Annotated in this window: 22 protein-coding genes and 1 pseudogene; 14 read left to right on the forward strand and 9 right to left on the reverse strand. The window is 47.3% G+C overall.

The features are described 5' to 3' along the window. Positions 1–23 precede the first annotated feature (23 nt). The 3 genes from ACETK5_RS05425 to ACETK5_RS05435 are packed head-to-tail and all read right to left on the reverse strand — an operon-like array spanning position 24 to position 2,387. Positions 24–710, reverse strand: a complete 687-nt coding sequence (locus ACETK5_RS05425; RefSeq protein WP_394054486.1) for an ABC transporter permease — start codon at positions 708–710, stop codon at positions 24–26. After that, positions 707–1,441 carry an ABC transporter permease gene (locus ACETK5_RS05430; protein ID WP_394054488.1) on the reverse strand — a complete coding sequence of 245 codons (735 nt, stop codon included), beginning with the start codon at positions 1,439–1,441 and terminating at the stop codon, positions 707–709. Before ACETK5_RS05430 ends, ACETK5_RS05425 begins: the two co-directional genes overlap by 4 nt. A 1-nt stretch (position 1,442) precedes the next feature. Next, on the reverse strand, positions 1,443–2,387 hold the full coding sequence (locus tag ACETK5_RS05435; protein WP_394054490.1) for an ABC transporter ATP-binding protein: 945 nt from the start codon (positions 2,385–2,387) through the stop codon (positions 1,443–1,445). Between the two features lie 172 nt (positions 2,388–2,559). Between ACETK5_RS05435 and ACETK5_RS05440 the strand changes: the two genes are divergently transcribed. The 5 genes from ACETK5_RS05440 (at position 2,560) to ACETK5_RS05460 (ending at position 8,128) form a co-directional block, all read left to right on the forward strand. Beyond that, entirely contained in the window at positions 2,560–3,255 is a 696-nt protein-coding gene (locus ACETK5_RS05440) for a response regulator transcription factor (protein ID WP_394054492.1), read from the forward strand. Continuing rightward, positions 3,252–4,787 (forward strand): sensor histidine kinase, encoded by a 1,536-nt coding sequence (locus tag ACETK5_RS05445; protein ID WP_394054494.1) that lies wholly within the window; start codon positions 3,252–3,254, stop codon positions 4,785–4,787. Before ACETK5_RS05440 ends, ACETK5_RS05445 begins: the two co-directional genes overlap by 4 nt. A gap of 173 nt (positions 4,788–4,960) precedes the next feature. Further along, on the forward strand, positions 4,961–6,169 hold the full coding sequence (locus ACETK5_RS05450; RefSeq protein WP_394054496.1) for a WD40 repeat domain-containing protein: 1,209 nt from the start codon (positions 4,961–4,963) through the stop codon (positions 6,167–6,169). A 70-nt stretch (positions 6,170–6,239) separates the two neighbouring features. Continuing rightward, positions 6,240–6,929: a stalk domain-containing protein gene (locus ACETK5_RS05455; protein ID WP_394054497.1), complete on the forward strand. Its 690-nt coding sequence runs from the start codon at positions 6,240–6,242 to the stop codon at positions 6,927–6,929. Positions 6,930–7,228: 299 nt separating this feature from the next. Further along, a complete protein-coding gene (locus tag ACETK5_RS05460; protein WP_394054499.1) occupies positions 7,229–8,128 on the forward strand; it encodes a phosphotransferase family protein in 900 nt (299 codons plus the stop codon). 58 nt (positions 8,129–8,186) lie between these two features. Here the strand turns inward: ACETK5_RS05460 and ACETK5_RS05465 are convergent, their stop codons facing one another. Then, a complete protein-coding gene (locus ACETK5_RS05465) occupies positions 8,187–8,450 on the reverse strand; it encodes a hypothetical protein (RefSeq protein ID WP_100538343.1) in 264 nt (87 codons plus the stop codon). A gap of 140 nt (positions 8,451–8,590) precedes the next feature. On the opposite strand from ACETK5_RS05465, the gene ACETK5_RS05470 reads away from it, so the two are divergent. The 5 genes and pseudogenes from ACETK5_RS05470 to ACETK5_RS05490 all read left to right on the forward strand — a co-directional run bounded on the left by ACETK5_RS05470 (position 8,591) and on the right by ACETK5_RS05490 (position 10,979). Beyond that, positions 8,591–8,965 (forward strand): nuclear transport factor 2 family protein, encoded by a 375-nt coding sequence (locus ACETK5_RS05470; protein WP_394057334.1) that lies wholly within the window; start codon positions 8,591–8,593, stop codon positions 8,963–8,965. A 113-nt stretch (positions 8,966–9,078) separates the two neighbouring features. Further along, positions 9,079–9,537 (forward strand): annotated as a pseudogene (locus ACETK5_RS05475) (GNAT family N-acetyltransferase); the annotation flags it as partial. Positions 9,538–9,573: 36 nt separating this feature from the next. Continuing rightward, positions 9,574–9,999 (forward strand): GNAT family N-acetyltransferase, encoded by a 426-nt coding sequence (locus tag ACETK5_RS05480; protein ID WP_243390874.1) that lies wholly within the window; start codon positions 9,574–9,576, stop codon positions 9,997–9,999. A gap of 38 nt (positions 10,000–10,037) precedes the next feature. Next, complete coding sequence (locus ACETK5_RS05485; protein WP_394054501.1) at positions 10,038–10,481, forward strand: GNAT family N-acetyltransferase; 444 nt, start codon at positions 10,038–10,040, stop codon at positions 10,479–10,481. A 39-nt stretch (positions 10,482–10,520) separates the two neighbouring features. Then, complete coding sequence (locus ACETK5_RS05490; protein WP_100538340.1) at positions 10,521–10,979, forward strand: NUDIX domain-containing protein; 459 nt, start codon at positions 10,521–10,523, stop codon at positions 10,977–10,979. Between the two features lie 73 nt (positions 10,980–11,052). Here the strand turns inward: ACETK5_RS05490 and ACETK5_RS05495 are convergent, their stop codons facing one another. Next, complete coding sequence (locus tag ACETK5_RS05495; RefSeq protein ID WP_326113936.1) at positions 11,053–12,261, reverse strand: S-layer homology domain-containing protein; 1,209 nt, start codon at positions 12,259–12,261, stop codon at positions 11,053–11,055. A 369-nt stretch (positions 12,262–12,630) separates the two neighbouring features. Between ACETK5_RS05495 and ACETK5_RS05500 the strand changes: the two genes are divergently transcribed. Genes ACETK5_RS05500 through ACETK5_RS05510 form a run of 3 tightly spaced genes read left to right on the forward strand, consistent with a single transcriptional unit; the run spans position 12,631 to position 13,821 of the window. After that, positions 12,631–13,059 carry a class I SAM-dependent methyltransferase gene (locus ACETK5_RS05500; protein WP_394054504.1) on the forward strand — a complete coding sequence of 143 codons (429 nt, stop codon included), beginning with the start codon at positions 12,631–12,633 and terminating at the stop codon, positions 13,057–13,059. Between the two features lie 35 nt (positions 13,060–13,094). Beyond that, the gene (locus ACETK5_RS05505) at positions 13,095–13,307 is read left to right on the forward strand and encodes a hypothetical protein (protein ID WP_394054506.1); all 213 of its coding nucleotides are present in this window, start codon (positions 13,095–13,097) and stop codon (positions 13,305–13,307) included. 40 nt (positions 13,308–13,347) lie between these two features. Next, positions 13,348–13,821, forward strand: coding sequence for a DinB family protein (locus tag ACETK5_RS05510; RefSeq protein WP_394054507.1), 474 nt, complete (start codon positions 13,348–13,350; stop codon positions 13,819–13,821). A 51-nt stretch (positions 13,822–13,872) separates the two neighbouring features. On the opposite strand, the gene ACETK5_RS05515 is transcribed toward ACETK5_RS05510, so the two are convergent. Continuing rightward, on the reverse strand, positions 13,873–15,357 hold the full coding sequence (locus ACETK5_RS05515; RefSeq protein WP_394054508.1) for an endonuclease/exonuclease/phosphatase family protein: 1,485 nt from the start codon (positions 15,355–15,357) through the stop codon (positions 13,873–13,875). A 179-nt stretch (positions 15,358–15,536) separates the two neighbouring features. Here ACETK5_RS05515 and ACETK5_RS05520 point away from each other — a divergent pair, with 179 nt between their 5' ends. Beyond that, the gene (locus tag ACETK5_RS05520) at positions 15,537–15,938 is read left to right on the forward strand and encodes a hypothetical protein (RefSeq protein ID WP_326113939.1); all 402 of its coding nucleotides are present in this window, start codon (positions 15,537–15,539) and stop codon (positions 15,936–15,938) included. Between the two features lie 332 nt (positions 15,939–16,270). Here the strand turns inward: ACETK5_RS05520 and ACETK5_RS05525 are convergent, their stop codons facing one another. From ACETK5_RS05525 to ACETK5_RS05535, 3 genes are read right to left on the reverse strand one after another with little or no spacing between them, the layout of a single operon-like run. Next, positions 16,271–17,362, reverse strand: coding sequence for a class I SAM-dependent methyltransferase (locus ACETK5_RS05525; RefSeq protein WP_394054511.1), 1,092 nt, complete (start codon positions 17,360–17,362; stop codon positions 16,271–16,273). 29 nt (positions 17,363–17,391) lie between these two features. Then, positions 17,392–17,952 carry a methyltransferase domain-containing protein gene (locus tag ACETK5_RS05530; protein ID WP_100538334.1) on the reverse strand — a complete coding sequence of 187 codons (561 nt, stop codon included), beginning with the start codon at positions 17,950–17,952 and terminating at the stop codon, positions 17,392–17,394. 38 nt (positions 17,953–17,990) lie between these two features. Continuing rightward, positions 17,991–18,161, reverse strand: coding sequence for a hypothetical protein (locus ACETK5_RS05535; RefSeq protein WP_165789671.1), 171 nt, complete (start codon positions 18,159–18,161; stop codon positions 17,991–17,993). Between the last annotated feature and the right edge of the window lie 2 nt (positions 18,162–18,163).

The raw sequence follows: 18,163 nt of genomic DNA on the forward strand, positions 1-18,163 counted from the left end.
CTCCCCATATCGTAACATATTCTTCAAGCCAGTTTCCTTCGGCTGCCAATCAGCACTAAAGCGATCGCAAACAACAGCAGGATCCCGAGCGGAGGGAGTAGCTCCGTGAACAAGCCCCCGTTCTTAGCGAGCATAATTCCCTTATGGAGCCAATAGGTCGGGGATAACATGGCGATTTTCTGCAATAATGCAGGCATAGCCTGAATGGGAAATAAGGTTCCTCCGAGCAACGCCATGACCATGATGATTCCCAGCATGACGGCCGTAGAGGATTCAGGCTGGCGGAACATGGAGCACCAAGCGAGAGAGAAACTAATTGCGGTGACCGAGAACACACTGAACATGCTGAAGAGTTGAATCAGACTGCCAAAAACATCGGCATGCAGCAACCCGGCGCCGATCGTGACCACGGCACTTTGTCCTACGAGCAGCAGAGCGAAAGCAAGCAGATTCTGCGATAAATACTTGAAGTGGGTCACCGGTGCAACGCCGATCCGGGTCATAATTTTATTCTTCCGATCCTCCATGATCATATGAACGAGTTTGGAGGCTGTGAATAACAGCAGGATTCCATAGAAGTGATACCCCAGCGGTAAGCCATGCCAACCGCCCACAGGGAGGACAACGACGGCTGCGGGAAGACCTAACAGCAGGATAAGATTGGGCAAGCTGCGGACGCTCCGAATGAGCGCGAAATGAAATATCGTCAAGCGAGCTTCCTCCTCCCAAGCCATGCGCTGATCATCATGCATATTACGGTTAAGGCTAACAGCAATAATATGCTAAGGTACGCTTTCCCTTGCCCGCCATCGACAAGCATCTCCAAGATGGACATTTTTCCGAGGGATACCGGATTCCCATAGGCCGACATGAACTCAAAGAAACGATGATCCGGAAGAGGGAACATTAATCCGGTCAGGAGAATGAAGCCGATTCCGAGGATTTCAGATACCCTTTCAGCCAATTTTACGTTATGGATGGATAATGTCAGCAGCAGATGTACGGACTGTGCAAACAAGGAATAAATAATAAAAACCAGCAGGACCCAGCCGAGCGATCCCCACGCGATCCCGAACACCCAGGTTGTGAATAACACCAAGACCAATCCTTGCAAAGTACTGAAGAGTGTGCAGGCAAGAATAAGAGAGCTTGAATAAACCGCTACGTTAATAGGGAGCGAATAGATTCTCCATTTCCGGGTTTTAAGTAAATCCATATCCAAATAACTCATCAAATACGTGCCGCCAAAAAACTGAACGCCCATAATGGTCGTAACGACCATCAAATCCAGCGGAGGAACACCGTTCATGCCTTCATAGGGTCCGATAACGAGACCCAGCACGGTAATGACGACCAGTGGAAGGACCACCAGAAGCAGCTGCCCGATGGGTTCGCGTATCAGGCGAAGCAAGGAGAAGTACGCCATCCTGAATAGAAGCATGTTAAATCCCCTCCGTGTCACGTAATTGCTTACCGGTAAGCGTAAGGAATACGTCTTCAAGCGTGGGTTTCTCCGCATGGATGGATAGGACGCCACCCGCGCTTTTGGCCAACGACAGGATACGATCCAGATTTCCTGCACCTGCTCGTGATATGATCTGAATTTGCGTTCCTGTCAAAATCACTTGCTTGACTCCATCCAGCTGTTTGATGTTATCGATCAGATCCTCTGTCAGCTCCACGACCTCCAGCTTGATCTTCTCTTCATGTTGGATATTCTTTACCAACTCATCGATCGTCCCCTGCGCGATGACATGGCCTTGATCCATAATCACGACACTGGACGCGAGGGACTGTACCTCTTCCATGTAGTGGGTTGTATAAAGAATGGTCGTCCCCCTTTTTTGCAGTTCGCGTACCGATTCCAGGATGTGATTTCTGGATTGGGGGTCGATTCCAACCGTAGGTTCGTCCATGATCAGGAGCCTGGGCCTGTGGATAATAGAGCAGGCGATATTCAGCCTCCGCTTCATTCCACCGGAAAATTTGGAAGGGCGTTTATGGGCTTGATCCGTTAATCCGACGAACTGGAGCGTTTCCGTGATTTGCCTTTTCAGTTCAGTGCCTCTTAACCCATATATTCCACCGAAAAAGGCGAGATTCTCTTGCGCGGTAAGATCCTCAAAAACGGTGACATCCTGCGTGACCAGTCCAATTTTTCGTTTGACCTCCAGCATAGGGCCGCTTAGCTGTTTACCAAACAGCTCGATGCTTCCGGAATCGATGCCAATTAAACCGGATAACGCATGGATCAATGTGGTTTTACCTGCACCATTCGGTCCAAGAAGGCCGAGTATTTCGCCTTGCCTGATTTCTAGATTGACATGGTCCAAGACAAGCTGATGTCCATAGCGCTTAATGATATGGTTCATCGTAGCGATTGTCATCCGAATCCTCCTTTGGTTGAGTGCTTAGCTTTATTATGGCAACCGTACGAAAGCGTTCATAGTTACAATTGTAATGAAATCGGCAGGGGCGCGTGTTGAAATATGATGCCGGATACGTTACCATCATGGAATTAGCAATGTGTAATCGGCCAACAAAGGAGTCGTATCTGCGATGACCAAGGTACTTGTAGTAGATGATGAGATCAGTATCTCAAGCGCAGTCGCTTATGCGCTGCGGAGGGAAGGATATACGGTGGAGACGGCAGGAGACGGACAGGAAGCGCTGGAGCGTGTGGAGTCGTTTGATCCTGACGTGATGGTGCTCGATGTCATGATGCCGAAGCTTAGCGGGTACGATGTTTGTCGCAAGCTCGAGGATCGGCAGCACCCTGCCATTTTGCTGTTGACGGTGAAGGACGATATTGTGGATAAGGTGCTTGGGCTGGAGCTTGGTGCCGATGATTATATGACGAAGCCCTTTGACATGCGGGAAATCATCGCCAGGGTAAAAGCATTGTCCCGAAGAAGCCGTACTCCTGAAGCAGCCGGGAAGCAAGCCCCGGAACAGCATGTGATCCGGATATCCGGGCTTACCATGAACCTGTTAAATCGCACCATTCACGTGGAAGGAAAGCCCCTTGAGCTGACCCCGAAGGAGTTTGATCTCATGGCTCTCCTGGCCCGGAATCCGGAGCGGGTATATTCGCGCGAAGCCTTGCTTGAACAGGTATGGGATATGGATTTTGCCGGCGGAACCCGTACGGTAGATATTCACGTGCAGAGGTTGCGCAAGAAGCTGGGGAACCAGCATGACGTGATCCAGACCGTGTATGGCATCGGTTATAAAAGCACGGAGATTCCATCATGAGCAAAAGAAAAGTGCGTTTTGGCTTAAAGTGGAAAGTCGCACTTCTTCTCGCCTTGCTGCTGATCGCCGTTGTGGTTGTTCTGAGCACATTGGTTCTTGCCGGGATACGGGAGGATCAGCGGGTGCGACTGGAGCAATCCTTCGCCCATGAAGCAGAAGCGGCCAATCTCAGGGTTCAGCAGGAATTATTGACGAATCCTCAAACGCAGCCAGATGATTTTATGGAAAATGTAGGTCAACGGCTAGCCGTCGATCTTGGAGCCCAGAGCGGCATGCCGGTAACCCTGTACAAGCTGGATGGTACATTCACGGGGACTTCCCTTCCGTTTCAGCCCAAAATGGATGTACAAGACGCGCTTGCACACACGGCGCAAGGGCGTTCCGCTTATATTACCGAGGGTGACCAGGTGCTCTATCTTGCCCCGCTTCGGAATATGGAACAGCCGATCGGAACGATTCAATTCCACGCTTCCCTAACTGAGCAGCACGCTTTCTATGATCGAATCCAGAACCTGTTTATCGTGACAGGCCTTGCGGTGCTGGCCGCCGGCTTCCTGATCGGTTTTCTATACGTCTGGCGGCAGGTGCATGTCATCAGCAGGCTGAACCAGGCTGCACAGAAGATTGGCGAAGGCGTCTATCTTAGCGAGCCGACGGTTAAGCGAAGCGATGAGCTCGGCGAGCTGGCACAAGGCATATATGAAATGAGCGGGCGAATTTCCTCCTCGGTGAGCCAGCTGACGGAGGAGAAGCTGAAGCTGCTGGATGCCATCGAACGGCTGCAGGAGCTGGAACAACAGCAGAAGCAGTTTATCGGGAATATCAGCCATGAGTTAAAGACGCCGCTGACTTCCATACTCGCTTATGCGGATCTGCTTGAAATGTATCGTGACGATCCCGCGCTGCTCGAGGAAGCCAGAGGACAGATCAGCAAGGAAGCACAGCGTCTATACCGCCTGGTAGAGAAGGCGCTTCAGTTATCGTCCATGGATATTTATGAATTCGAAACCCATGCGGAGCACATAGACCTCATGCCGATTCTGCAAGAGGCGGCAGCCCGGTTAGAGGCCAAGGCAGAGCAATCTAACATTGCGATTCAATCATTCCTAACGGAGGGTAAGGTATGGGCCGATCCGGAGAATTTGATGCACATGGTTCTGAATCTGCTGGATAACGGAATTAAATACAATAGGCCCGGAGGGACCGTCACACTCTCGAACGAAGTGAAGCAGGATGAGCATGGCCATGACCGGATGTTCATAAAGGTAAGCGATACCGGAATCGGAATTCCGGATGAGGCCCGGGAACGGATCTTTGATCCTTTTTACACGGTGAGCAGCGACCGCTCCAGGGTTCACGGAGGGACAGGGCTGGGGCTAGCCCTGGTACGCAATTTGGCGGAGAAGCAGCATGGGTCCGTTCAGCTTGTGGAATCCGGTCCCAGCGGTTCTACGTTTGTGATTGTCTTGCCGATGAATCGGCCACAATCGTCAGAGGTTATTTCGACAGAAGAAAGTTCAGACTTGGAATAAGGTCTGGGCTTTTTTTAAATGTACATCTTTGTTTACAAGTTCGTTACAAGCTCGATATCGTATCGAGATATTTGCATTCTATACTGAGTTCAACAGGGAAAGAGGCGGCATGCTTAGACACATTAGTTGCAGCTGCCGAAGCTCCTTGGGGGAATGCTTAGGAGGAACCTGTTATGAAACATAGATTTGGGAAGCATGGGTTCAAGTTGTTGTCTGTAGTTGCTGTTGCTGCAACGCTTGCGGCCTGCCAGTCCCAGGATCGGTTGACGATCGTGGAGCCAGGCAGCAGTCAAACTGTCCAGCACCCTGTATCGAACGCCGGAGAGACGGCATCGGGGGAGCGCAAACTCACGGTTGTGGAAGGGGCGAGTGGGCAATCCAGCCAGGAAGTGGTCGTGAATCAGGCGCATCGGATCGCCTCGTCCAACATTGAGGCATGGCTGTCGGAGAATGAGGTCAAGGTGCTTACAACCAAGCTGATCAAGGAAGCGACCGAAACAGAAGAACCGCAGTATGATTATACCTCCGAAGCAGTGAGTGTAAGCACAGGTGAGCGGCGTAAGCTGACGAATCATGAAGAGTCGCATCCAGGCGAACATCTTGTCAAAGAAGAGATCTCGCCAGACGGTAAATATAGCTTTGTTCAGAAATGGAGGGATAAGTACACAGCTGACAATTTCCTGAAGGATTTGAGTACAGGCAAGAGCATACCGGTTAAAGGTGACAATTACATGGAGATTGGGGGATGGCTGGATTCCGACACTTATGTTCTCGCAGCAGGCTCCATGAGCGGCAAAGGCGATATTCGACTCATTTCCACGGACGGCACTTATACCACCATAGCCATTGAGGATGAGGATGTTGAATTTTACAACCAATTTGGAGCGAGTAAGGGCCGCATCTACTATACCGATGTGAACCAGGTGCTTAAGGTGGTTGAACCCGGACAGTCGAAGCCGATACATCTCATTGAAAATGTATGGAACTTTGCGATTTCTCCGGACAGCGAGTACATTGCAGTCTCAACAGCTACTAACCCGGGAGGGGACCAAAGCAGCAAACTGCTGATCTATGACGCGGCCGGCAGTTTGCAAGGTTCTCTGATCGGAAAAGGCAATTTGATCTCGTACTTATCCTGGTCGCCGGATTCTGCCAGATTAGCCTTTGATGTGTACTCGGAAAATGAGAGCGGGATGAACGGCGTGTATGTGTTTGATACGGCTTCCGGGAAAGTAAGCTGGATGGCGCCTTATTATTCAGCGGTGCATCCCGCGGCCCATCCGGTCTACCCACTGACTTGGAGTCCATCTGGAAAAAGACTAGGAATTACGATTGAAGATAAAGAAGATTTAATTGCAACGTATGTTATTGATTTTCAATAAAGATATCGTGCTTCATATTATGACTCATCGACTTAGAGATGTTGATGGGACAACGAGGGGAATGGATGAAATGAAACAATTAAAAAAATCAATCGTGGCAGTTGCCGTGCTAGGAATGACGTTAACGGGAGCCGCGGGTGTCTATGCGGGAGCAAACATGGAGAAAATCTCGGCTTACCTGAACCACAGCATCGGTATCCAAGTGGACGGTACCGTTTATAACACCGGCAAAACATTGACTCCGATCACGTATAAGAACACAACGTACCTGCCGGTTCGCGCAATTGCCAATGTGCTGGATGTTCCTGTACAATACGATGCGAAGAATAACCAGGTGCTGATCGGAAATAATCCTGGTAACGGTCAGACGATCGAGCTGATCAACGTGAAATACAGCGATGCACAACTAAAAGAGATCAAAAGCGCATTCGCCAAATTTGATGGTTTCCAAACACCGTATGCTCCAAGTCAGATGGTAAAAGGAGATATGTATCAGAAGACGGGTGCATCGGGAGATGGCGTTAACATGCTGTTCAAACACATGACGGTATATATCTCCCCAAGAGACTACTCTCATGGATATGACAGCAAACCGGTAACTCTGTCCAATGGGACCAAAGCAAAATGGTATACACCGGATGATACGGACATGCTGGGGTTTCAAATCAATGACCGCTTCGTGACGATCAGCTCTCCGGATCATTCTTTAAGCAAAGCACAGCTGGAGAAGGTTGCAGTAAGCGTTGCCCAAGTGCAATAAATATAGAGACAAACCATAGGAATAGAGATATGGCTTAGATATGAAAAAGGCGAATCGTGGTTCTTACGAGGAAGCTTGCAGGGTGAATGGATACCCTGCAAGCTTTTTTCATTACAAGAGGCTATTTGGGAAGAGATATTTCCTGGGCAATCTAATCTGGCAAAAAGATGGGAAATCGGAAGGGGGTGAAAATTAGGGATGTACGTAATCAATAAATCTTATTATGATAGGTTTACTCGAAATGGCTTACCGTTTCGATGTTATATGAAATATGGGATGATATGAAAAGAGGAGCCGCCATGAATAACATACAAAAATTCATTAAAAGATTTAAATTGAATGTGATTCATGTGGATGGAGTTCCGGAGTCTTATAGCTCGGAGGTCTACCGCTTAACCCTGTCGAACCAACAACAAGTATATTTAAAGATCCCATTCAATAAGGTGAAGTTATATCGTGAATTTGCTATGTTGCAACGATTGGCTGGGAAGCTGCCTGTTCCGAAAGTTCATCAATATTGGGAAGGAGATGATGAAGTCACCGGCGCATTGCTGTTAGAATCCATTCCCGGCCTACCTATAACAGGCGTTATCCCGGATAAACTTGCCTATGAAATCGGAAGTTTGCAAGCGCAAATGCATTCAGTAAACATGCCGGGGTACGGTTACGATACGCCAGACGGATTTCATGGTTTACCCGATAATCATTGGCGTTCCTATATACGTTGGAATTTTGAAAATTGTAAACCAATATGCCTGGACATATTGGAGCAGGGGCTATATGAAAGATGCGTCGCATATTTTGATAAAGCATATTCAAGTCTTCCAGAACCGGATCCTCCATGTGTTGTTCATTTAGATTTTAGACCGGGAAACCTATTGGTTCAAGATCATAAGATTACAGGCATTATTGATTTTGAGAGCTCCAGAGGAGGGGCATCCGAGATTGATTTCACGAAAGTGAATCGATATATCTGGGAGAGGAATCCAGCTACAAGAGAAATATTTGAAGAAGGTTATAACAGCATTAAATCGTTAATTGATCTTAAGCGAACACTGCCCTTTTATTCATTATATGATTCTTTTTGTGGGGTGGCATGGTGTGCCAAACGAGGGATTGATAAACACAAGGCGTTTTTAAATGAAAATCTCGATGAATTAAAGAGAATAACAAACTCACTAGATGAGATGAATATATAAGATGGCCCCGAGAAAAGAGACAAAAAAGAGCAGCGATAAGGCTGCTCTTAATCATAGGTTATGCATTACGCTGCAATAACAGATATCCGCTAATATTGGATGTTCTTTGGCGGAATACGATTTTGAAACCTACATCATTATCTAATAAGCAGGCTAAGGCAGTTCTTAGCAATGCATTCGGCGTCAAATCAGCTCGGCAAGGAGAAGCATCGCCAATGACACGGGCAGCAACGATTCTACGCGCGGAGCCCGCAACAAGAGGGTTTCTTGACCAGCTGATTAATACTAAATCCGGTTGAGGAACAGCGCGGACACGACCCATTCGATTCACCTCTTTTACTATAGTAGAGTCAGTATATTAAATGACAAGTTGATGAAAAGTGTGCAAAGCAAAAGGCGGAGTTTTACAAAATTAAAGTTGTAACCCAAAACGGACGAAAGGGGATATGTAATGTGAATCCTATGAAAATGAAGGACATGATCGAAGAGTATGTGAGGCTCTATAATTCTTTTGATGTCGAGGGGATGGTAGCTCTTCTGCATAAGGATATTGAATTCAGAAATAATTCTAGCGGATCGGTGGATGTGGAGACAAAAGGAATCGAGAAATTTCGAGAAATAGCCGAACAGTCCAAGTCGTTATTCTCCTATCGCTGTCAGACTATCGTTGGTTATTCGTTTGAAGATGACAAAGCTCAGGTTGAGATTGATTACGAGGGTATTCTTGCCAAGGATCTGCCTAACGGTATGAAAGCCGGCGATAGGATTCATATGAAGGGAAGCTCCGTATTTGCGTTTAGAGACAATAAGGTAGCAGTGATCGAGGATTATAGTTGATTGGGCTGGATGTATTTTGGAAGAGTTTATATAAAGTCGTTTAATTCCAGGAATATCGCAACTCCATATGGTATTATTTGGTTTAATGTACGCTCGCTTGGGAGGACGATGATATGGACATCGAGTTAAAGCCGGTCAATCGAAAGAACTGGGAAGAAGCATTAGCACTGCAGGTTTTGGACCCACAGCAGGGGTTTGTGCCAGCGGTAGCTGTATCTCTAGCCAAGATTTACATCAAGCCGGATGGTGAACAAGTCGAATACATTCCTTTTGCGATATATGACGGGAACCGAATGGTCGGATTTATCATGCATGCTTATGAAGTGAATACAACCGATGGTTATTGGATCAACGGCTTTTTAATAGATGCAAAAGAACAGGGCAAAGGATATGGCAGACCAGCTATACTCCAGATGATTACATGGATCCAAAGCCAATTTCCGCAATGTGAAGAAATACGCCTGACCGTACACAAGGATAACCGGATAGCGAAAACCTTGTACAGCAATCTAGGTTTTGCGGAAACGGGAAACTGGTTTGGCGATGAGGAAGTTCTGAAGCTGAATGTGCTATCTAACCAAGAAGTTAAGAGAAAGAGGAGTAACGAATTGCCGAAGATTAACATCCATCGAAGCAGTCCTGAAGAAGCACAATCAGTACGGACGAATCTGATTAAATTTAATGCACAGTTTATCGCAGAAGATTTGCAGCAGAATTACGAGGAGATCAACTTACATATAAAAGATGAGAATGATGAAATCGCAGGCGGTATCAACAGTGTATTTTGCTGGAATTGGATTGAGGTCGATATTCTGTGGGTCGATGATCGGCTTCGAGGACGGGGATACGGCTCAAGATTGCTACAGGAGATCGAGAGGATCGCAAGAGAAAAGCAATGCACATTCATCAAGCTCAATACCTTCAGCTTTCAAGCGCCGGTATTCTACCGTAAACATGGATTTCAAGAGATAACTCGCATTGACGATGCCCCAAGGGGTCATCAGCATTATTACTTTATTAAGTATTTGGAGTAGGCGAGTCTAAAACCAACAACCATCCGAAGGAGCTTGATATGATTAGACTGCAACCCGTTGATAAGGATAATTGGACCGAATGCATTAAACTGAAAGCGAAACCGGATCAAGAAGGCTTTATTGCCTCTAATCTATATTCGATTGCCCAGTTTCAATTCCTTGAACATTTTGAAGCGATGGCGATTTATGATGAGCAGACGATGATCGGATTCGCGTTGTATGGCTTGGATTCCGATGACGGAAACTATTGGATTTACCGTTTCATGATCGACGGGCATTATCAAGGGAAGGGATATGGCAAAGACGCACTTCGAATCATAATCGAAGAAATCCGAAACAAACCTGACCGGACGGATGTCCTTATGATAAGTTTTGATCCGAAGAACGAACGGGCCAGGCAGCTTTACGTCAAAGCGGGGTTTGAGGAAATCGGCGTCATGCCGTGGTCGGATGGTGAATCCGTAGCGAAACTGATGCTTTGAACCCTTGGTCTATAAGTATGTGGAGAGGATTATGCTGATATGAAAATCATCGTGACTGGCGGCGCCATCATCCGGGATCATCAAGGGCGAATCTTGCTCCAACGACGCTCGGACTACGGCAATTGGGGACTTCCCGGCGGCGGTATGGAGGCAGGAGAATCCGTTGAAGAGACGATGAGACGGGAAGTGCTCGAAGAAACGGGGCTGGTCGTCCTCGATCATGAACTCTATGGGGTTTATAGCGGACCCAGAATGCAATATCGTTATCCGGACGGAAATGAAGTCGTGTTTGTCATGTTTATTTTTAACGCCACGGCGGATTTGAGAGGGAGGACGGAGGAGCAAGGCAGAATACTGATTCATCACGATGAGGATAACGAGTCGTTACAGTTGGAATTCAAGGCATTGCATGAGATTGAGCTAGAGGACATCAGCTCTGTGCAAAGACCGGTATTTGAGGATCTGCAAAGCGGGAAGGCAAACATTTTAAGAACTTGAATATGTCTTGTAACACGATAAAAAGGGAGTGCCTACTGTTTGCAACAGTTGTGCACTCCCTTTGTTAACTTAACTAGAACTTGGGTTCATACCATATGGCTTGGGTAAAGTCCTGGAACTTATCAGAGTAATAATACATAACTTCAATGTTGTTATTGTCGCCGGTTGCTTTTTGACCCTTGCTTCGGATAATGGGGATGAATTCTGCATAGTATGCGCCATTCAAGGAGATTCGAACAGGCTGCTTAGGGTTGCTCAACTGCTCGTAAGTATAATAGGATGGCTCCCCGTTCACGTTGATCTGCAAGTCGATTTTCTCCGTAGCCTTCAAGGCCAGATAGAATTCCGGCAGGGCATCGCGATTCACCAAAGCAAAGTCAGAAACCGGACTTTGTCCGTGTCCTGATGGGGAACCCGCATAGATAAAATTTCTTGTGCCATTCGGAATGAGATCATCCGGCGATGGTTCCCGGACATAGTCGCTGCCACTATAATAGTCGTAAATTCGATGCAGGACAACTGCGGTTTCTGCTAACGTTACCTTTTGATTCGGGCGAAAATACCCTTTCGTATCGGGTTTCATGATGCCGGCCTCGGCAAAGCCGAGCACCGCATAGGCTTTGACGTAATCGAGGTCGGAGGCTAAGGAAGGCCCATATTTTTTGTCTTGCATCAATCCGATTTCCGGTGTCAATGGCTGATAGGCATACTTCCATTTCTCATATTGGTTGTAGGAATTGAAATATCTTTTGGGTAGGTCTTTAATCGCCCGCAATCTCGCGATATCCTCACCGTCCGATAACTCCAGGGAATAACCAATATCATCAAACAGCGCATTCAGCGTAATCAACAAGTCCCAGCGTGTTAACACTTTCTCCGGTATATACTTGAAGGTTTCATTGCCATAATTGATTTTGTCGGCGGCTCCGATTAATCCGTTCGGCGCTGAAGGTATACTGCCGTATACATCCTTAAAGATCTGGTAGGATGGGTGCCCATAAGGGACGCCGGGAATGTTGATATTCTTATCGGCTTCGACCCGGAAATCGGTAAACAACCGGTGAACCATAAGGGTAAGATCGGATTTGGTCACCATCTTGCCTAACGTTTTTGTCCGATACTCCATGTTCTCAAAAACCCCATGGGATCTAAGGAAATCAACGGACTCATTGGCCCAGGCATATTTGTCTTGGTTGGATCCCGCCGCGCTTGCCATGGATGTCATGCACAACGATAGAATAAGGGTTAAAGATAATAATAGACGCCACCTTTTTAGAAACATTTGAATCCTCCTGTATGTATCTATGTATTGGATTAATATTCCTCCATTGTAGTCGACAAATTATGACAGGAGCAATTGTTTTTTCTGAATGTTTACCTATGGATTGGGAGTTAGCCTGCGCCCGTTTCAGTTTTTTGAACGTCTCGAATGAGGAGCGAATATCGGGGAGATCGAAAGATAAAGGTATGATTTAGACGGAAATTTTTTAAATGTAACCGTTGACATTACGGAACAAAATGGTAATATTTTAAGTCATTAGATATTTCGGTTGATTTCAGCACCTAGCGGCTTGTATCAGATCACGTAAAAACAGGTTTCTGCCATCTTGGATGGTGAGTGCAATGCAGCTTATCACGGAGGAGGTAATGCATGGGGATTGATTGGTATGACATGATCGCACGCAGAAATGGCGGCTACAGAGGAAGAGCGGTGTGTACCGTAGTCGGAAGGTCGGCGGAAGAGGTGTTTGAGGAGCGGTTAGTGGAGATGCTGCCGCAGTTTCATTCGGTGCTGGATGCAGGCTGCGGGCATGGCGAGTTCACGCTCCGGATGTCCAGGCATGCTGAGAACATCATCGGTTTTGACAATTCCGCAGAGATGATCCGAATCTCCCAATCCTTACTCGAGAGCAGTGGATCGGGAATGTGGAATTTGTGTATGCCACAACGAAAACCGAGATGCCCTTTCAAGATGGTCAGTTTGATCTCATCTATGACCGCAGAGGACCCACCTCGATCCTTGAACATCCCAGGATATTGGCTTCAGGCGGCACCATCATCGGCATACATAATGATGTGACTGCTGTTCGAAGGCGATTGTCGGAGAACGGCTACATGAATGTCGAGATCGAGGAGTATAATGAAGCGATTACTTACTTCCCGAATGCCCGCGAATTTGCATTGTTTCTGTCGGATACGCCGGGTAATCCCGATATCACCTTGCCGGAAATGAAGGGTGAACTCGAGGCTAAGATACGGGAGAATCAGATCGACGGGCAGCTTGGAGTCCATGAACACAAATACATCTGGAAAGCGATGAAGAAGTGACGTCAAGTCGTTTATCATACCGAAAAAGGAGTGTTGCGTTATGGATCATGAGTTCAACCGGAAGTGGCTGGAGGACAAATTTGAAAACATCCGCAGCCGTACCTTAAAAGTGTTGGTGCAGTTAAACGATGAGCAAGTCAATTGGCGGCCCAACCATTCCAGTCTGAGCATATCGACGTTGATCAGGCACATTGAAGGTAACATTCAAGAGCGGGTCATGAAAGGGATTCTGCACCAAGACATTACGCGGAACCGGGAGGAAGAGTTGACGCAGGTATTTGTCAGCCGAGACGATCTGATTCAGATCGTGAAGAACCGGTTTCAGTTTCTGATCGATACGGTAAAATCCATGTCGAGTCAGGACTTTGAACGGGTTCAATCGGTACGCGGTAAAGAACGAAGCAACCTCGACATCCTGCATCAATGCGCCACGCATTATTCGGAGCATATGGGTCAGATTTTTTACATCGCGAAGCAGTGTTTGGCGGTCCAATATAAATCCACATCGATCTAATAAGCAAGTCCCCCTTAGATGGCGTATCCGGCAATCAAGGGGGACTTTTATTTACGGTTGACCTGGAGAAGGAATCTGGTGGGTCTCTTTTTTCTGCATAATGCTCGTCAGCGGCTCGGGCTCCCGATACGTGATCGATTCGTTAACTCCGGCATCCAACTGACCGTTATTAAACTGGACACCCACAAGATGTGTGCCGGATGGCGACGAAATGCCCAAGGAGCGTCCATTGGTGGAGGTTCCATTCAGCCCCTGATTGTTCCCCGGCGTGAAGACGGCCAGCAGTTGAAAAGGCGAGAGCTCATCTCCGGAGGCATTATAGTTGGCTAGGAACTGCTCCATACTCAGGTCATAACAGCAGGGCTGCTTCTTGATCCAGATCACTTTGGTTTCATTCGGGCCGATGATGGTGTTCGTGCTGTAGCGATCCTTTGTAATGGTCCAGCGGTTGGACTTGGATTTATCGAACGGAAGCGCAGGGTCGTAATAGTAGTAGATTTGGTATCCTTCCAGGTCGGTTTCCCGGTCATTCGGATTGTAGATCTCCACATAATTGTAATTTCCTTGTTCGTTCGAGTTAGCGACCACCTCAGTGATATGAAGGGCAGTGGTCAGAGGCGGCTTAGGCACCGTTTCTTCGGTCGTTTTGTTGGATTTTTGCAAGGTGCCTTCCATCATGACGGGATAATGATCGCTAGGGTATTGGTCGTTTTCATTGTAGTTGATAATCTCGCTGTGCAGGACATTCCAGTCTTGGTTATGCAGAATCCAGTCAATCCGGTTTCCGCTGCCGCCGCCCGTAGGGTCCTTATAATTATGGAAGGTTCCCAGGTCATCGTTGGTGCGTTTCTTGGCGGTGACATGTCCGTCCGACAGCCCGTTGCTTGTAAAAATCGAATGCGTATCGCTTCCCGGAACGGTATTGAAATCGCCGGTCACGACCACGGGGATATCCGAGGCAAAGGCCTTCATTTTGTCGACAATGAGTGCGGCGCTCTTCTGCCGGGAAACCTCGGATTGGTGATCCAGATGCGTGTTGACCATATAAAAGGTTTTGCCGTTCTGAAGATCCTGAAAGCGAACCCAGGTTGCCATCCGCGGAATCTGGTTACCCCAACTGGCGGAGCTGATCGTCTGCGGCGTATCGGACAGCCAGAAGTGAGACTGTTCCAAGGGCTTCAATCGCTCCGTATTATAAAAAATCGCCATATACTCCCCTAAGTTTCCGCCTTCACGTCCGACTCCAATTCGATCATATCCCGGCAGATCGTTCTCCATATCAACGATTTGCCGATGAAGTCCTTCCTGCGTCCCGATGACATCCGGTTTATGCTCCAGAATCAGGTTCTTCGTGACAGGGCGGCGCTTCTCCCAAGGTTGACTGTCATTGGCGGCATAACGCAGGTTGAAGCTCATCACGCGCAGAGGTCCTGACGATGCTTCGGCCGTGCTTGCCAGTTCGCCGGAAGCGGATAGCGACGCCGACGTCAAAAATGTAAGCATCATGAACAGGCTGGTGATTTTGGGGATTCTCATTAAAGTTCCTCCTTCGTCATGTGCAAGATGATGTTTCTTCTAAAGCCGGTAATTAAGTAGGTTTATCCTGTCCTCCCTTCCTGATTTGCCCATATCATATCTTATTTTTAGCGGGTTGCGTATTTACAATATTTTAGGTTTTTGCTTTCCTTTTGGATATTCGTGGAGGAAATGGTTGAGTGTATCAGGAATATACCATTATGGATCGAGGTGATTATGGTTTGAAGACATTGAATTACAGTTCAATTATCAGCTCTTTGATTATCGGGATTTCCATCGTTGCGGCGAGTTTTATACTTCAGGGGACTGAGGGTTCAAAGTCTGTGCCAGCTGTTGCGGATGAAGCCTACTTGGTGCAATCTGAAAGTCCGTTAATGACTCTTGAACAAACCGCTGAATTCTTGAACCTGACCGAGTATCAGGTGAAAAATATCATCTCAGCCGAGAATGCGGTAAGAGGGCAGGGGGCTGCTGCGGGTTCGCGGTTTCCTTATATTGTGGTGCAAAACGAAATCTATATTAGCAAAATGGGGCTTATCTCATGGCTTGAGGAGGCTACGCAGGAAAGAAGGGTGTATTGATTCTGCGTTAGTTACGATCTAAGGCCCTTAAACTAACATGAAGACGGACAAAACCTGCACTCAACCAGAGGTTGAGTGCAGGTTAGCTTACTCTACTTCCGCGTTATGTAGCACATGATCCCGGAAAAGTTTCATCAGGCTGTTCGTGATATGTAAACCTAGCCCCACCGCGGTTTTTATGTCTCCGGTCATTCCCGGCTCTTGCGGTGGGTCGGTACATGAATGAGGCCAAGAAGAGCCATTGTACCTGCAGGATCTTTTGACCTCAACGCTGTAATTAACGTCTCAAGAGCACCGCCTCCCGAGTTTTAGCTCACCTGTAAACACCCATTTCAGGTTTTTAAGAATACGCCGAGCTCCCTTACTTTCCCTGTGCCCGATGTTGCCGCCAGCTTCACGTACCGGGTGAAATGCGTATTTTGCAGCAGAAGCGATTTTTCCGTTTCAGGCTCGCCGCCGGATTCCCAGAAAAGCAAATCGGTTATGCATTGATTGATTTTGCGCAAAAAAGCGTTACGGATATCCCGGTCTCCCATAAGATGATAAAAAACGGTTAACAGGATGCCAATCTCATATCTCTGAAGTCTAGATGAAGATTCGAAGCGGTCCGGAAGCAGATTAAAGTTCACCCTTTCCAGCTGATTCAGCCGCAAAGCCAGATCATAATGCTCAGCCATCGGTTCCAGCCCGGTTACGTGCGCACCTTCGCGAACGAAATGCCGCGCGTAATATCCGATATTGCAGCCGATATCGATCACTTTCGTACCGCGAAGCGAACGTGAGCCCAAGAAATCCATCATGATATCAAGTCTTGTCGGATAGATTTGGTCGCGCTCGCTTTTCAAATGAAGATAGGAAGGGTGCAGTATGGGTGTATAAATAAGGTTCCGTTGATATCTCTGAAAAGAATCGGCAACCTCCGAAAGCCCTTCGATATTCATCCAGTGAATATAATCTTCGCAGGATATTTTGACTTTAATGCTCCTTTTACCTTGGCAGTACAAAAAAGTCGACCTGTGATGCCCGTCCCTCAGGTTAAAATAACCTCCTGCGCGATTAAATTTCACCAAAGGCGGATTTTGGTGTAAAAAAGCGCTATTGGACGATAAATCCACCTTCATCATGTGAAACTGATTTTTCCTAAAGGCGATGACCTCTTGATCATTTAAAGGTGGTTCGATTCCCCGGGTGATATAGATATTCTTATACCAATCCAGGTACGCCGACGGGCTGGCTTGTTCGTTCATGAAATATCGGTACAGGCTTTTGTGCGAATTAAAACGCATGATTGGAATATCAGCGGAAAGCTTATGATGTTCGTACCAGTGATCGGTGTAGTTCGGAACATCCTTTTTTCCTTCCTCCGTGACCAGATCCGTGAACAGCAGTTCAATCGGGACATCAACATGTAAATACCCGGACATCGCTCACCCTCCAATTTATCGAAATCCCCTTACTTCGAAGAAAATAAATACGTTGAAAAATCTCGGTTAATATAATCTTTAAAATGCCTTTTGGCTTTAACCGGGAAAGCATCAAGTTCCTCGGTTGTCCAGATGCTGCGGTGGGCCTCGAACTCATTGCCGTACACCGTACCTTGCGGCCATTCCGTTCCGATGGGAATGTTCAGCAGAACGTGCTTGCTTCTTGCAATGCCAGCATTCAGAAGGGTAACCGCCTTGTCCTTTTCGAAGTGCTCCAGAACATCACCCATGATTATGACGTCATATTCTCCGGGGGAAGAAGACGGAATAAATTCAAAAGCGTCAGCGATGTGAATCTTATCGTAGAAATACGAATGGTACCGGTCAATGTTTTTAGGAAATATTTCGATTCCTTCCACCCTTACCTTCCAATCCTTGCGAAATACCCGACCTGACCACACATCGAGGAATTCGCGGCATAACATGCCCCAGCGGCCAAATCCAACGCCGACATCAAGTACCGAGGACGGTGAAATTTGACGGAGTAGTTCCACGCAATATGAAATATTTTGCCAATTGGATGTTCCCATATTCTTCTTCCCCTCTAATTCTTATTGAGGCGATGGTCCTAAGCGTTCATCATGAGATTGATGATGCGGAAATCCGGAAGGAAGTATTCTTTGGGGAGATTGGCGGAAATCCGGTCCCACACCTGTCGGTTGACAACAATATGCGGCTGGGAAAGCTGGGTTAAAAACAACCCGTTGTATCTGTCCCCGGGAACCTGATGCACGTTCATGA

The organism is Paenibacillus ilasis, assembly GCF_043195395.1.
In the GTDB taxonomy this organism is placed as follows: Bacteria; Bacillota; Bacilli; order Paenibacillales; family Paenibacillaceae; genus Paenibacillus_AQ; species Paenibacillus_AQ lautus.

Bases quoted from the DNA above. Each gene is read 5' to 3' on its own strand.
- ACETK5_RS05430 (WP_394054488.1), bottom strand. From the start codon at position 1,441: ATGCTTCTATTCAGGATGGCGTACTTCTCCTTGCTTCGCCTGATACGC.
- ACETK5_RS05435 (WP_394054490.1), bottom strand. From the start codon at position 2,387: ATGACAATCGCTACGATGAACCATATCATTAAGCGCTATGGACATCAG.
- ACETK5_RS05440 (WP_394054492.1), top strand. From the start codon at position 2,560: ATGACCAAGGTACTTGTAGTAGATGATGAGATCAGTATCTCAAGCGCA.
- ACETK5_RS05445 (WP_394054494.1), top strand. From the start codon at position 3,252: ATGAGCAAAAGAAAAGTGCGTTTTGGCTTAAAGTGGAAAGTCGCACTT.
- ACETK5_RS05450 (WP_394054496.1), top strand. From the start codon at position 4,961: ATGAAACATAGATTTGGGAAGCATGGGTTCAAGTTGTTGTCTGTAGTT.
- ACETK5_RS05455 (WP_394054497.1), top strand. From the start codon at position 6,240: ATGAAACAATTAAAAAAATCAATCGTGGCAGTTGCCGTGCTAGGAATG.
- ACETK5_RS05460 (WP_394054499.1), top strand. From the start codon at position 7,229: ATGAATAACATACAAAAATTCATTAAAAGATTTAAATTGAATGTGATT.
- ACETK5_RS05465 (WP_100538343.1), bottom strand. From the start codon at position 8,450: ATGGGTCGTGTCCGCGCTGTTCCTCAACCGGATTTAGTATTAATCAGC.
- ACETK5_RS05470 (WP_394057334.1), top strand. From the start codon at position 8,591: ATGAAAATGAAGGACATGATCGAAGAGTATGTGAGGCTCTATAATTCT.
- ACETK5_RS05485 (WP_394054501.1), top strand. From the start codon at position 10,038: ATGATTAGACTGCAACCCGTTGATAAGGATAATTGGACCGAATGCATT.
- ACETK5_RS05490 (WP_100538340.1), top strand. From the start codon at position 10,521: ATGAAAATCATCGTGACTGGCGGCGCCATCATCCGGGATCATCAAGGG.
- ACETK5_RS05495 (WP_326113936.1), bottom strand. From the start codon at position 12,261: ATGTTTCTAAAAAGGTGGCGTCTATTATTATCTTTAACCCTTATTCTA.
- ACETK5_RS05500 (WP_394054504.1), top strand. From the start codon at position 12,631: ATGGGGATTGATTGGTATGACATGATCGCACGCAGAAATGGCGGCTAC.
- ACETK5_RS05505 (WP_394054506.1), top strand. From the start codon at position 13,095: ATGAATGTCGAGATCGAGGAGTATAATGAAGCGATTACTTACTTCCCG.
- ACETK5_RS05510 (WP_394054507.1), top strand. From the start codon at position 13,348: ATGGATCATGAGTTCAACCGGAAGTGGCTGGAGGACAAATTTGAAAAC.
- ACETK5_RS05515 (WP_394054508.1), bottom strand. From the start codon at position 15,357: ATGAGAATCCCCAAAATCACCAGCCTGTTCATGATGCTTACATTTTTG.
- ACETK5_RS05525 (WP_394054511.1), bottom strand. From the start codon at position 17,362: ATGTCCGGGTATTTACATGTTGATGTCCCGATTGAACTGCTGTTCACG.
- ACETK5_RS05530 (WP_100538334.1), bottom strand. From the start codon at position 17,952: ATGGGAACATCCAATTGGCAAAATATTTCATATTGCGTGGAACTACTC.
- ACETK5_RS05535 (WP_165789671.1), bottom strand. From the start codon at position 18,161: ATGAACGTGCATCAGGTTCCCGGGGACAGATACAACGGGTTGTTTTTA.